At 63.4% G+C, this 13,987-nt stretch carries 11 protein-coding genes; 6 read left to right on the forward strand and 5 right to left on the reverse strand.

What is annotated here, in order from left to right; translation table 11 throughout:
- Nucleotides 1–241 precede the first annotated feature (241 nt).
- Together NGM29_RS00245 and NGM29_RS00250 are read left to right on the forward strand one after the other, a co-directional pair.
- Nucleotides 242–4,513, forward strand: a complete 4,272-nt coding sequence (locus NGM29_RS00245; protein ID WP_254158276.1) for a DUF7282 domain-containing protein — start codon at nucleotides 242–244, stop codon at nucleotides 4,511–4,513.
- Nucleotides 4,514–4,754: 241 nt separating this feature from the next.
- Nucleotides 4,755–6,089: an RNA-guided endonuclease InsQ/TnpB family protein gene (locus NGM29_RS00250; RefSeq protein WP_254158277.1), complete on the forward strand. Its 1,335-nt coding sequence runs from the start codon at nucleotides 4,755–4,757 to the stop codon at nucleotides 6,087–6,089.
- A 45-nt stretch (nucleotides 6,090–6,134) separates the two neighbouring features.
- Here NGM29_RS00250 and NGM29_RS00255 read toward each other — a convergent pair whose 3' ends face one another.
- Genes NGM29_RS00255 through NGM29_RS21100 form a run of 3 tightly spaced genes read right to left on the reverse strand, consistent with a single transcriptional unit; the run spans nucleotide 6,135 to nucleotide 7,927 of the window.
- Nucleotides 6,135–6,491: a cupin domain-containing protein gene (locus tag NGM29_RS00255; RefSeq protein WP_254158278.1), complete on the reverse strand. Its 357-nt coding sequence runs from the start codon at nucleotides 6,489–6,491 to the stop codon at nucleotides 6,135–6,137.
- 16 nt (nucleotides 6,492–6,507) lie between these two features.
- Entirely contained in the window at nucleotides 6,508–7,818 is a 1,311-nt protein-coding gene (locus tag NGM29_RS00260; RefSeq protein ID WP_254158279.1) for a transposase, read from the reverse strand.
- The gene (locus tag NGM29_RS21100) at nucleotides 7,802–7,927 is read right to left on the reverse strand and encodes a hypothetical protein (RefSeq protein ID WP_256548176.1); all 126 of its coding nucleotides are present in this window, start codon (nucleotides 7,925–7,927) and stop codon (nucleotides 7,802–7,804) included. The genes NGM29_RS00260 and NGM29_RS21100 overlap by 17 nt, the downstream gene beginning before the upstream one ends.
- A gap of 348 nt (nucleotides 7,928–8,275) precedes the next feature.
- Between NGM29_RS21100 and NGM29_RS00265 the strand changes: the two genes are divergently transcribed.
- Nucleotides 8,276–8,644, forward strand: a complete 369-nt coding sequence (locus NGM29_RS00265; protein ID WP_254158280.1) for a rhodanese-like domain-containing protein — start codon at nucleotides 8,276–8,278, stop codon at nucleotides 8,642–8,644.
- Nucleotides 8,645–8,772: 128 nt separating this feature from the next.
- On the opposite strand, the gene NGM29_RS00270 is transcribed toward NGM29_RS00265, so the two are convergent.
- Nucleotides 8,773–10,095, reverse strand: coding sequence for a nickel pincer cofactor-dependent isomerase, group 22 (locus NGM29_RS00270; protein ID WP_254158281.1), 1,323 nt, complete (start codon nucleotides 10,093–10,095; stop codon nucleotides 8,773–8,775).
- Between the two features lie 94 nt (nucleotides 10,096–10,189).
- Here NGM29_RS00270 and NGM29_RS00275 point away from each other — a divergent pair, with 94 nt between their 5' ends.
- The 3 genes from NGM29_RS00275 (at nucleotide 10,190) to NGM29_RS00285 (ending at nucleotide 13,400) form a co-directional block, all read left to right on the forward strand.
- Nucleotides 10,190–11,203, forward strand: coding sequence for an aldo/keto reductase (locus NGM29_RS00275; protein WP_254158282.1), 1,014 nt, complete (start codon nucleotides 10,190–10,192; stop codon nucleotides 11,201–11,203).
- Nucleotides 11,204–11,452: 249 nt separating this feature from the next.
- The gene (locus tag NGM29_RS00280) at nucleotides 11,453–12,103 is read left to right on the forward strand and encodes a metal-dependent hydrolase (protein WP_254158283.1); all 651 of its coding nucleotides are present in this window, start codon (nucleotides 11,453–11,455) and stop codon (nucleotides 12,101–12,103) included.
- A gap of 625 nt (nucleotides 12,104–12,728) precedes the next feature.
- Nucleotides 12,729–13,400 (forward strand): DUF2238 domain-containing protein, encoded by a 672-nt coding sequence (locus NGM29_RS00285; protein ID WP_254158284.1) that lies wholly within the window; start codon nucleotides 12,729–12,731, stop codon nucleotides 13,398–13,400.
- Nucleotides 13,401–13,536: 136 nt separating this feature from the next.
- Here NGM29_RS00285 and NGM29_RS00290 read toward each other — a convergent pair whose 3' ends face one another.
- A complete protein-coding gene (locus NGM29_RS00290; RefSeq protein WP_254158285.1) occupies nucleotides 13,537–13,932 on the reverse strand; it encodes a DUF5518 domain-containing protein in 396 nt (131 codons plus the stop codon).
- Between the last annotated feature and the right edge of the window lie 55 nt (nucleotides 13,933–13,987).

The raw sequence follows: 13,987 nt of genomic DNA on the forward strand, positions 1-13,987 counted from the left end.
ACCGTGCGAGCTGAAGCGGTCGCAGTCGACTACTCGAGGCGCTGGTGTAACGGAACGCACGGTTACCGGCTCGAGCCGTCGGGGAACGATGGACCCCGTTTTTATCGCACAGCGGTCTGGATAGGGAGATGATTCCGAACCTCCACGCCTGGTGCACGGCATCACATGAAAGCCCCACAAATCTCGCTTCACCGTCTAACGAGGCAGCGTTCGATTCACGGCACGGGGGTCGCTTCGAGCGATGAAGCGACTCCTGACGGCGCTTCTCGTCGGCACGGTCGTGGCCGGACTGATCGTCGGCGCTTCCGGATTGACGCTCGGGGGCGCTCCGTTCGCCGGTCCGGGAGACGGCGAGACGCGACCCGAATCCTCCGCTGGTGGCGAAGTTATCGGCGGGGTAAGCAACGTCTCGGAGAACGGTGTCGAGCTCGTCGAGTTCGACGAGACGCACTCGAGCGCACGACAGAACGGGGTAATTGCCCAGTCGAAGCGAGAGGCGGCCGAAGAGGGTGCCGACCGAGGGATCGAACTCGCCCAGGCACAGGGCGTAAACGTCACCCAGGAGCAGCGAGAGGCCGCGACGTCCGCCGCCGTCGATGCCGTCGAACAACATCAGGAGGCGACCGTCGAACAGATTCAGCGCGCCGCAACGGGGGCGGTTCACGGCGCGTTGCTTCAGCACCAGGCGGTCAACGTTACGCAGTTACAGTCGGCCGTGACCGGCAGCGCGGACGGTGCACTGAGCCAGCACCAGTCGGCCAACGTCACGCAGATGCAGAACGCGGCGTGGGGTGGCGCCCACGGTGCGCTCGACCAGCACCAGGTGGTGACGGTCGAGCAGATCCAATACGCGGCCCGCGGCGCCGCTGCAGGCGCCGCCCGTGAGGCCGGCGAGAAGGGAGTCGGTCACGTCGGCGTGATCCAGGAGGCGGCCCAGGGTGCGGCCCACGGGGCGCTCGAGGCCGTGAAGAAGCAGAAGCACCCCTCTCGACAGCACGTCGTCCAGCGCCAGGAGATAACCGTCGAGCAAATTCAACACGCGGCAGCAGGGGCGGCAGCGGGGGTCGTCGACGGGCACCAGGAACAGCGCGTCCGGGTCGAGCAGCGACAGCACGTGACGATCAAACAGGCCCAGACGGCTGCGATGGGCGCCGCGAAGGGGGCGCTCGTCCAGAAGCAACGGGTCACCGTCGAGCAGACGCAGGTCGCCGCACGTGGTGCCGCGAAGGGCGTGCTATCGGTTACGCAAATCCAGAGGGTAGAGATCACGCAGATCCAGGCGGCGGCGACTGGCGCCGCGACGGGCGCAATCTACCAGAGTCAGGAGGCGACGATCGAACAGATCCAGGCAGCGGCGATCGGCGCGGCGAAGGGAACGATCGTCCAGAAACAGGAGATACACGTGACGCAGGTCCAGTACGCCGCTCGCGGCGCCGCGATGGGTGCCGTCGAATCCGCGATCCAGTACCAGGCCGTCACCGTTACGCAGATCCAGGCCGCGTCGATGGGCGCCGGAAAGGGCGCCGTCGAACAGACGCAGACGGTGCGCGTACAGCAGGTACAGACCATCGCCCGCGGCGCGGCGAAGGGCGTCCTGTCGGTCGCCCAGGAACAGCGCGTGACGATCCTCCAGATACAGAAGGTGGCCGAAGTAACGTGCCAGTCGGTCTCGGAGGCGGTTCAGGACCAGCGAGTCACCGTCGAGCAAGTTCAGCGGATCAGCGAACGCACCGCTGCGGACACGACCCAGCAGACGGTCGATGATGATCTCGGCCGCGAGGTCGACATCCGCGAGCGCGCGAAGGCGAGTGCAGTCGATAGAACCGCCGAGGAAGAGCCTGCGGAGGGGGAGGCGACGGTGAGCACCGTCGGTCAGACGATCGACGGAGAGACGGTCACAGTCGACGACGTGACGCTCTCGGAGGGCGGGTTCGTCGCCGTCCACGACGGGAGGTGGCTAGAAGGCGAACGCACCGACAGCGTGATCGGCGTCTCCGAGTACCTCGAGCCCGGCGAACACGAATCGGTGACCGTTACCCTGTTCGAGGACGTTCCAGGGGCCGAGTACGAAGTCGACGCGCTCGAGGCCGGCGAGCACTCGCTCTTCGTCGTCCCGTATCGCGACGGCGACGACGACCAGGAATTCGATCGCATCGACACCGACGGCGGGGCAGATCCGCCGTACGTCCGGCAGGGCGGCGAACTGGTGATGGCATCGCTCGAGGCGACGGTCGCCGAGGAACGGTCCGCCGACCTCGAGGTCGCCGATCAGACCGGAAACGGAGAAACGGTGACCGTCGAACGCGCGACGGCGAACGTCGAATTCTACGTCGAAGCGAGTGACGGCGATCGGGTCGTCCAGAGCGAAGGATTCGGGGCGAACGAGACCGCTGGCAATCTGACGCTCGACCTGGACCCGCCGCTCGAGGAGGCTACCGACCTCGAGGTGACGATCCGTGCCGTCGAGGACGGTGAGGGACTCGAGTCGGCGGAGGTCGCGTACGACGTCGACGCTGCCGGTGCCGACGAACCAGCGGACGAACCGGCGGAGGCGACGGCGAACCTGAACGTTTCGGACCAGACCGGCGACGGCGAGACGCTGTCCGTCGACCGGGCGAGCGCGGACGAGGAGTTCGCGGTCGAAGTGCGCTACGATGGCGAGGTGGTGAGAACCGACGCTATCGACGCCGACGAGGTGGTCGAGAACCTGACCCTCGAACTCGATCCGCCCATCGAGGCGGATGCAGAGGTTGAGATTGCCGTCGTCGCGATCGAAGACGACGAGGACCTGGTCGTCGAAGCGATCGAGTACGCTGTCGATGCGGAACCGGTCGAGCCGACAGCCGATCTCGAGGTGACGGACCAGACCGGCGACGGGAGGACCCTCACCGTCGAAAACGCCACCGCGACTGTCGACTTCGTCGTCGAGGCTCGTTACGACGATGAGGCGGTGCAAAGCGAATCGTTCGACGCGGACGAGGTCGTCGAGAACCTGACGCTCGAACTTGATCCACCCCTCGAGGAGACCAGCGACGTCGAAATCGCCGTCAGGGCCAACGACGACGATTCGGAACTGGCGGTTCAGACGATCGAGTACGCCGTCGAGGCTCCGGTGATGTTCCTCAATTGTACCGCGCTCGAGGTCCGGGACGCGGCCGAAATCGATCGCCTCTCGCTAAGCGTCTCGTACCTGGAGGGCCCTCTGGCGGGTAACGAGACGGAACTCGAGGAGGAAGTGCTCGCGGAAACGGTCGACGGCCCGATCGAAGACGGGACCGTCCTCTCGACGGCTGATCTGTACCCCTTCATCGAGTTCACCCACTACGTCGAGTTCGCGTCCCTCTCCGAAGCCGACGACGAGAACGTGGTCGAGAATCCGCATCCGGCAACCGTCGAGGACTGTCAGGAACTCGGCTTCGGCGAGCGCCCGACCGCCGACGTCGCGTTCGGCGACCAGGAGACCGACGGGACGAGCGCGACCGTCGACGCCGTTTCCCTCTCGGAAGGCGGCTTCGTCGCCCTCTACGAGGCGGAAGCGCCGGTCGAGAACGAGACCGTCCTCGGCGTCTCCGAGTACCTCGAACCCGGCGAGCACGAGAACGTCACCGTCGACCTCGCGGAATCGATCGACGAGGACCGAACGCTCGTCGCGATCGTCCACCGCGATCTGACCGGCGACGGCCAGTTTACGTTCGAGAGCGTCGACGAAATCGGCGTCCACGACGGCCCGTACCTCGACGCGGACGGCGACCCCGTCGCCGACGAGGCCGAACTCCTCCTCTCGGCCGAGTTCGCCGTCTCTATCGTCGACGCGCCTGAAACCGTCGAGTCCGACCAGCCGATCGAACTATCCATCGAGGTGGAGAACCGCGGCGCCGGTCCCGGCGAGGCGCCCGTGGTGATCGACGTCGGTGCGCAGGAGGCGGTCGTCGGAGAGTTCGTCACGCTTTCACCCGGCGAGACGACGACGCTCACGGTGGCCGTCGACCCGCCGACGGACGCCGTCGGCGAACTCGAGGTGACAGTTCGCGTCGACGACCCAGACGTGGCCACGCCCGAGGAGGGAAGCGATTCGGTGACCGTCACCGTCGAGGAGGCCGGCGAACCGGCGTTCGAGGTGACGGCCCTCGACGCACCCGAAACCGTCGAGGCGGGCGAGTTCATCGAGGTCGCCGCGGAGGTGACGAATGTCGGTGAGGCTCCCGGTGAAGCCGAAGTAGTGTTCGACATCGACGGCTTCGACGCCGCTACCGATTTAGTCTCGCTCTCTCCCGACGAAACGGCGACGCTCGTCGTCACCGTCGAGACCGGCCCGGGTGACGTCCGCGACCTCGAGATCGGAGTTCGCACGGCCAACGACCGGACGTCGACGACCGTCGAGGTGATCGGGTCTTCGGATGGAGGCGACCAGCAGGACGCTCGAGCGGGACCGACGGCTGGGACGGACCCGGCAGTCTCGGCGTCCGCGTACGTACCGAGCTATTTGATCTCGGTCGATCGGGTAGACTCGTAGCCGCCCGAAACCACCGGTCGTAGCGCTCGAAGGGCGTCAAAACTCGATCCCCCTCGTGATTTCACCGGATTGTGCAAAAACAGCGACCGTCGCGTCCGCTTACAGAGGGTCGAGGAGAAAGCCCACAACTTCAGTCGTGAGATGAATACGACAACTCGTGAACACTCCACATTCGATAGCAAGCCCGAGTCTCCAACGCGAATACATAGGTTTACAATCACTTGCCTCGTAGCGAATGACGATGAAGCGAGCCAACCAGTTCAGCGTTCGCCCAAACTCTACGCGAGAGCGTGAGGCGTTCGTTCGCTGGTTGGACGCTTCAGCCAGTCTCTGGAACGAGACTAACTACGCTCGCCGCCAGGCCTTCCTCTCAGACGGTGAGAGCATCTGGGACGCCGATACCGGCACACTCGAAGGTAAATACAAAGGCGTCCTCAGCAGTTCGGTCGCTCAACAAATCATTCGGAGGAACTCCGAATCGTGGCGATCCTTCTTCTCACTCAATGAGAAGTACCACGCGGGTAAACTCAGCGAGAAACCGTCGCCACCGGGGTACTGGGGAAACGAGGAAGACGGGCGTGTACTTCGCACCTACGTCCGCAACGACCAGTACACCCTCGAGTTCGGAGAACGATCACGCCTCGAAGTGCCGATTGGCTCCGACCTCAAGGACAAACTGGGATTGAACCGAAATCAACGCCTTCGCCTCGAGATTTCAGGCAATTCGAAGTGGAGCGGCGAGCCGGGTCGGTTAGAGATCGTGTACGACGAACTCGCAGACACGTTCAGGGCTTTCCAACCAGTCACCATCGACACTTCTCGACTGGATTCACCACTGGCTTCGGAAGAAGCCGCTCTGGACGTTGGCGCGAACACCCTCGTCGCCTGCACAACCACAACTGGCTCACAATACCTGTTCAGCGGCCGCGATGAGTTCGAGCGATTCCGCGAGACCACTGAGCGAATCGCAGACCTGCAAGCACTCCTCGAAGACCAGCGCACGTCGAGCAAGCGCATCGACCGCCTGTATTGCAAGCGTACGAACCGACGCAACCACGCGCAAGATGCACTCGTCCGAGACCTCGTGGAGCGTCTATACTCCGAAGGTGTATCCACGCTGTACGTTGGCGACCTCACGGGCATCCTTTCCAGGCACTGGTCGGCATGGGTGAACGAGAAGATACACACCTTCTGGGCGTACCGGCGGTTCATCAACCGTCTCGAATGCGTCTGTGAAGAGTATGGAATCGCGGTCGACGAGAGGTCCGAGGCGTGGACGAGTCAAGAGTGCCCCCAGTGTGGCGAGCGTGACGAGACCGTTCGTCACGAGGATACGCTGACGTGTCCGTGTGGGTTCGAGGGGCACGCTGATCTCGTTGCATCGGAGTCGTTCCTGAGACGGCAGAACAACACAGCCGGGTCGATGGCACGGCCCGTGTACCTCAAGTGGAACAAACACAGTTGGCGGGAACACCATAGCCCGCCCTCCCTCGCGGAGACAACGGCCAACGAGGCGTACACAAACCAGAGTACCGCGTCGAGCGGGAATCTCGCTCTCGGGGACTCAGACGACTGAGACTCCCACGAGAGGAATTCCACGACCTTCAGTCGTGGGTGGATGTCAAGGCGCGCCCGTGACGACCATCAGCGAGTCGTCCGCCGTAAACCGTAGTTCGCGCGTCGTCTCCGGGTCGACCCGCACGGCGTCACCGGGCGCGAGGTCGACCTGGTCGCCGTCAAGCTGGATGGTCGCCTCGCCCTCGAGCAACAGGTACACTCCCTCCTGGCCATCGTCTTCGTGGTCGTGTTCTAGTCCGTCCCAGCCCTCGTCGGCTTCGATGACGGTTAGCCCGTGGGTCTCGCAGTCGAGGGCGTCCCGAAGGAAGGACATACCCGGCGCGCGCGGTTCGACATCCTCGTACGAGGTTGCGTCGTACCCCGTGACATCCTCCTCGCCGTTGACGGCGAGGCTTCCCACGCATGGGGAATACCAATTAGTCGTCGTCTCCAGAACCTTCGGTTCTGGCGGGCTGCACGAGACTCTTAGTCTCGTGAACGCTGGCAGAGGGTTTCGACTCTTCGCAGGCCGTGAGCGTCATCTGTGCTGGTACGCTCTGCTCACGGTGAGTCGTGGCGGTGTCACAACCGCGCCCATCCCGAGGCGAGTCATCGCGCTCCGCCTTGTCAAGCGGGACGCTCTCTCCCCACGGGTCAATCCGTCGTGCAATATTCGCGGAAGCGTTTATGTCGGCCTGAAACGTCGAAACGTGACAGTCGTTGTTCGGACACCGGAACTCAGCCTGGGAGTTCCGCCGCCCGATACGGTGGCACGAGTGGCACGTCTGCGACGTGTACGCCGGGTTCACGTACTCGACCGGGATGCCTGCTTCCGTCGCCTTGTCCTCGATGCGACCTTGGAGTCGGGCGAACGCCCACGAGTGAAGCCGACGGTTCATGTACTTCCCGTAGTCGAGACGCTCACGGATGTACGTCAAGTCCTCCATCACCAACACCGGGTTCTCGAACTGTTTGGCGTACTCAACGGCCTGCCGAGACGCCTTCTCCACGAAGTCGGTGAGTGCGTTCTGGTAGTGCGAGAAGTGGTCTTCAATCCGCCACTCGGATACGTCACGCTCTTGGAGTCGTTTCAGGGTCGTGTGCATCTCTTTACGGAGATGCTTCGCTCTGCTTCCGCTACACACGAACGGGTCAGTCGGAGAACCGTCCTTGAGGGCACAGCCCGTGATGAGGGCAGTCTCTCCGATGTCTAAGCCGATGTGCGTGGTGTCACCGTCCGTTGCTGGTTCTTCGACCAGGTACTCGACGGTGACATGCAGTACCCAGTTCTTCCGGTGCTTCTGAAGCCGTATCTCGCCCGCCTTCGCGTCCTCTGATACGAGGGCGTGCCAGAGGTCTTCCTGTTCAGGGTTGATGCGGAGCGGAATCCAAAAGTTCGTTCCCCGACCGGGACGGGGAATCCACCACGTGAACTCGTAGTGACGTTCTTCGGAGTGGTCGAACGTCGCAGCTTGATTCGTGAGGCGTATCGGGTGTTCGTCGTCCAATTCTTTCGCGTTGTACGTCTTGTGGAGTTTCGGGACGTAGTTGCAGAGGGCGGCTTTGGCCTGATACGGCAGGTCGTAGGGCGTCACGATGTCACTCACTGCCGACATAGTACTCGCCCCAGCGTCGAACGCTTCTTGCAGACCGTCACGGTAGGTTTCGAGCAGGTCGTTGAGTTTCGACTGCTCGTGCGCGGTCGGTGGGGCAAACGTCGCTTGAAGCGTCTTAGTTATCGTCGTCACTGGCGTCTAATCCTTTCTCGATTAGTTCGGCGTAGGCGCGAGGATGTCGGATGCCATTGTCGCGGGCGTACTCTTTCACCCGCTCGTGGAGGTCGCTCCCTCGCTCCATATCGATTTCAGTTCGCACAACTCTTTGAACGTTTTCTTGGTGCTAATAACTTCTGTTTGGCATTCAGACTGCTGTAGACGGTGGGTTGCGTAGTCAAGTGACGCGATTCACGCCCGCCGTGAACGGCGGGATTCTCTCGCTGTTCAAAGATAGGAGATTTCTCGCACTCGTCGCCTATGAAACCACGCGAAGCGGAAATTGACTGTGAACGTGCTTCGATCCGTTGTGGCCGAGAGACACAAACCTACTACGGCCCGAAACGCGGACATCGGTCGGAGGCCCCGATGAACGCGATTCACGTGAGGACGAATCGCCACGGTTTTGTGATGTGGACCCAATATCATGTTAATGAGTACGATCCGTCCGGACGAACTGGACGACCGACTCGAGTCGGGGGAGGGGCCGTTTTTACTCGACATCCGTCCGAGGCCGGACTTCGAGTCACAGGCGATCGAGCACAGCCACAACGTGCCGGTCTACGACGAGTTACGCCGAGGTGACGAGTCCGCACTCCAGGATCGGCTCGAGGAGATCCCGTCCGACGGGGAAGTGGTCGTCGTGTGCAAGATGGGCGTCGTCGCCAAGCGCGCGACCGACGTACTCACCGAGGAAGGATACGACGCGGCGACGCTCGCAGGCGGTATGAGTGGGTGGAACGGCTACCAGAAGGGGTCGCTAGGGTACAAACTTCGGTCGTTGCTCTGGAAACTCCGGTAGGAACTGACGATTCTCGAGGGCTGTACGGTTTGACGTGAAGGCTGTAACAGTCGGGCGTGAAGGCTGTACAGTAAGACTCGAGGGCTACACGGTCGGATGCCGCGCCTCGCTAGTCGCGCCGACGATCGTTATTCTGGGGACGGAGCGACGAACTGCCCGTCGTCGAACTCGAGCGCTGTCGGTTCCGAGACGACGCGAAGGTCCTCGCGTTCCCGCGCGGCTTCCACGAGCGGACTCGAGGCGTAACACCGCTTCAGACGCATCGTGTCCGTCACTCTGAGGACGCGAGCGTCTTCACCTGAAACGGGGCCGATGGTACCGAGGGCGGCGAGGAGTCCCGCGCGGTCGGTCTCGACCACTGGCGGGAGGCGGACCCCGCGCACCGTGCTCGCGGTGATGGCGTTGATGAGGGATTTCGACCAGTCGAGTTCGGCGAGCACGTCGCGATGGGCGACATCCGCCTGGCCCATCCCCATCGCGTTCCCCTTCGTCTTCGCGGTGAGGCCGCGAGCGAAGACGCGCTTGATCTCGGGCGAGTCCGGTTCAGGTTCGTTGATCGTGAAGTGGCGCCGACCCGTGACGTTTGGGTCCATCCCCTGCCCGCTGACGTCCTTGCCGATCCGATCGACGACGAGAACGTCCAGGTCGTCGAACGGCAGCGTCGGCATGCGCTCGCGAGCGAGGTCGAGGAGGTCGGCCTCTCGAGTCAGAAACCCCTCCGGTGGGACGCCCTCGACGAGGCTGGTGTCGTCGTGCTGGTCCTCGACGATTGCAACGCCGCCAGCGACCGGCAACGTCCGGAGCAACTGGTCGGCGATCTCGGGAATCATGTTGCTGAGGCTCCACTCGACCGCCCAGTCGTGGGCGAGTTTCGCGCCGCGCTGTTTCCCCATCCCGATGACGAGCATCTTCGAGAGGCCGCTCTCGACGTCGCCGCTGAAGCCGGTGTGGGGCTTGATCCGGTTTATCGGCACGATGGCGTCCGCCTCGACCGCGTACGCGTCGGCGTACACTGGCACTCCGCGATCCGGCGTCTCGCCGACCTGCACGACGTCCATGGTCGCCCGGATCGCACAGCCGATCGACGCTTCGGTGACACCGAGAGTCTCGAGTTTATCGCGCTGGCCGGAAGCGGTCGCCCCGCCGTGGCTCCCCATCGCGGGAACGACGAAGGGCTCGTACCCACGGTCACTGAGTGCGCCGACGACGCCGCGAACGATCTCGGGGAGGTTGTCGATGCCGCGGCTGCCGACGCCGACGGCTACCTCGCCGCCCGCGGGGACGTCCGCGAACTCGAGGGCGGCCACCGCCTCGGCTGCCTCGGCCGCGACGTCTCCGGGCGGGATGGGGTCGGTCTCCCACCGCTGTTCGATGACGCCCATCCGCGGAAGCACGACGTCTCCGCAGGCGTCCCGGACGGTCGACTCGCCGATCGCGAGTTCGTCGATCATGGGCGCGTAGACGGTGGTGACCGTCAAAAGCGTGTGGGCGAGGTGATCGCCGCTTCCTCAGGGCTTTTTTCTCCTGACCGCGAACGACCGGTGCATGACTGACTCGTTCGACGACGTCGACCTCGAGTTCGTTTCGCTCGGTCGAACCGGCATCCAGACCAGCGAACTCCAGTTCGGGACCTGGCGCTTCGGCCGTACGACGGAGGAGGGGAACCTCGAGATTACCGAAGAACGCGCCCACGAATTGCTCGACGCCTACGCCGAGGCCGGCGGTCGGTACATCGACACGGCCGACGTCTACGGCGGCGGCGACAGCGAGCGCTGGATCGGCGACTGGCTCGCCGACCGCGACCGCGAGCGCTACACTATCGCCTCGAAGATTTACTGGCAAATCCGCGACGGCGACCCGAACAGCAAGGGGACGAACCGGAAGACCGTCCGGAATCGCATCGACGCTCTCCTGGATCGCCTCGACACCGACTACGTCGACGTCCTCTACATCCACCGCTGGGACGACGCGACCTCGACCCGCGAGCTGATGAAGACGCTGAACGGCCTCGTCGAGGACGGGAAGGTCCACTACCTCGGCGCGTCGACCATGCGGCCGAACGCCTGGAAAGTCGCTCGTGCGAACGCTATCGCCGACGCACAGGGCTGGGAGCCCTTCACCGTCCTCCAGCCGCGATACAACCTCGTCGACCGGGAGATTGAGGGCGACTACCTAGAGTTCGCTCGCCAGCGCGATCTCGCGGTCTGTCCGTGGAGCCCGCTCGGACAGGGCTTTTTGACCGGGAAGTACTCCCGAGAGGAGGACGTCCCGGAGGACTCGAAGTCCGCCGAGTCGAGCCGGTTCAGGGAGAATTACCTCACCGAGAAGAACTTCGACCTGCACGACGAACTCGACGCGGTCGCCGAGGAGGTCGACGCGTCGCCGGCCCAGGTCGCGCTGGCGTGGCTTTCCCACCGAGAGGGGGTCAGCGCACCCATCGTCGGCGCCCGGACGGTCGAGCAACTCGAGGAGAATCTCGCGGCCGCGACGGTCGACCTCTCCGAGGAGCAGATGGATCGGTTGACGACTGCGAAGGCAGGCCCCTACGAGGGACTGTAGCAATCCGGAGGCGCTCGCCGACTCGAGTTCGAGTACCGATTCTTCGTTCTTCAGTGTGGATCGTTCGACTTTACCGGAGAGGTCGGCGACCGAGGTCCGCGAAGGCAGCGAACGGTGGTGCCGGGAAGAGCGACCCAAAGACGAACGTGACGTAGACGCAGACACGAACGCGGACACTGACACGAACGTGGATACGAACTCGAGGCGGTCGACGGATTCATACTGTCGTGTCCCCTCATAAACGACAAAATGATGTTGCCGACCCACGCGTTCGCGGGAATGGTGATTGCCCTCCCGTACGCACTCGCGTTCCCCGAATTCGGCCCTGTGGCCCTGCTCGCCGGATTTCTCGGCGGGATCGTTCCCGATTTGGACCTGTACGCCGGTCACCGGAAGACACTGCACTACCCAGTGTACTACTCGGGAGTCGCCACGCTCGTCGTCCCAATCGCCCTCTTGCAGCCAACCCTCCTCGCGGTCGCCGCCGCGTGGTTCCTGGTCGGCGCCGCCCTCCACAGCGTCGGCGACGTCTTCGGCGGCGGGCTGGAGCTTCGCCCCTGGGAGGCGACATCGAACCGGGCCGTCTACGACCACCACAACCGTCGGTGGATCACCCCACGGCGCTGGGTGCGCTACGACGGGGCGCCGGAGGACCTGGCACTGTCAGTCGCCCTCGCCGTGCCGCTCGTGGTCGCCCTCGAGGGCGCACTCGAGTGGCTCGTGATCGCGTTCCTGGCTATCGCGGTCGCGTACGCGGTCGTTCGACGGATCCTGCCCGCAGTCGCCAGTCGACTGGTCGGCGACCTCGTGGTCCCGAACGCCTCGAGTCGCGTCCTGGCGTACGTACCAGCCCGTTATCTGGAAGCCAGCGCCGAACGCGGTTCGACGCAGTCTCGATAGACTCGAGCACGCAATCGACGGTTTCGCTATAGAAGGTATAGTATTGACATCCTCCTCCGCGTGAACGCGGAGGAATCCTGAGCGTTGGAGATTTCAGGTTTGCAGTTCCACCGAACCCCGACACGGTAAGAACCCCTGTGGGGTTCACGGACTGTGGCGGGTGGGACTGCGGGGAGTGCCAAGCCCCCGGTACTCCTATCCTCCACTGCGTTCGACCCTCGTGGTTGTTTTTGCCCGGCGAGGGTTGGGCCAGCGTCGACGGACTCAGAGTTACGTTGCGTCTGCGTACAGCAGTCAACTCCAGTCGTACCCTGTGAGGATACGCCGGTCAGTGACTGGTTCCGATTATTGCTTGGTTGCTTGGGGCGGGCAGGCCGCCATCGTCGGACTAAGCGGGAATCGCTCCGTTCCCAGCCTGATTCCTGTTTCACCAGTATGCGGCCTGCCCACTTGAATGTCCACGTTAAAACCTCGAGTCTGTTGAAGTGTGTGGAGGGATTCCCCAGTAACGGCGCGTATCCACGCCGTGAACGGCGTGGTATTACGCCTACTCCGCGTATAACGACCAAAGAATCATATCAACTCGGCGTCAGTCATCAGCAAGGCGTTCGTGATGACTGGATGGATGACAGTTGCACTCGCTTCGTTCCAGGTCGGAATTCTCGTCATCTTACTGGAGGCGCTTCGTCGCCGAGACGCCGCCGCTGCCACGAACGCGCTCGTGTCGTTCGCCGTCACGCTGCTTCCGGCAGCCGTCGAGTACATCGCAGAATCCGGCTTCGGCACATCGATCGCGTTCGGTACGGACTTGCCCCTCTGGATCGCTGTTGCGGGATTCTTACACGCCGTCGGGATGCTGGGTCCGTACGATTCGGTCTGGTGGTGGGATCACCTCACTCACCTGGTGTCCGCGGCGCTCGTCGCAGCGCTGGTCTACGCCGGGTTCCTGGTACTGACTACCACTCTCGGATTGTGGCAAATCGGGCTCCTGACCATCGGCGTCACGTTCGTCATCGGGATATTGTGGGAACTGCTCGAGATTCTCGCACGTCGAGTGGGGATCCGGTACGACGTCGAACCCGTCCTCGTCCACTACGGCTGGCGCGACACGGCGTTCGACTTGGTCTTCGACGTGCTCGGGGCGCTCCTGGTCGTGCTTTTCGACCTGCAGCTGTTCGTTCCGGCCGCCGACCGATCGCTCGAGCCCCGTGGCGTGACGGTGATAGGAGCCAGCGTACTGGTTTTCGCCGTCGCGCTCGTCGTTCTCGCCCTCGATGCCCGAAGCGGGGAGTCGTGATCGGGCACCGGGATGCCCGCCTCCAGTGCCCGAAACTGGCAACTCCCAACGGCCGGGCTCCTGACGTTTTCGCACGATCCGCTGAAACGAGAAAATCGCCACGTGAGGAGCACGTGATCGGACGTGCGTCAGCAGACTACAACTCGTCCTTGAGGTAGACGCCGAGGTAGCCACCGACTGCGCTCAGGCCGACAGTGTACAGCGCACCGAGCGTGAGTACGAAAAACCCCATCAGACCGAACGCGACAGGCGCGCCTCTAGCGCCTAATCCGAGGAAGAACAGAACGAAAAACAGACCCATAAACACGAACGGGATCAGCATTATGAGCCCCGCGATGGCCCCCACTTTCATCCCGTCCGTCGGCTCGCCGTCCTCGAGATACCCCGCAACCGCGCCACCGAGGAGCGTCGAGAGCGGAATGAACGTCAGGATGATTCCGGCTGCCGCCCCAATCAATGCGTTAATCAGGGTGCTCGAACCGTCGGTAGCGGGCGTGTCGGCGGGTCTTCTCGAGGACGTGTCGGCAGTCATACCAGAGGCGTACCGAACCCGCGGTTAAAAGCGTTAGCGTGTGAGCGGCCGGAAT

It is taken from the genome of Natronosalvus rutilus, from assembly GCF_024204665.1.
Lineage (GTDB): Archaea > Halobacteriota > Halobacteria > Halobacteriales > Natrialbaceae > Natronosalvus > Natronosalvus rutilus.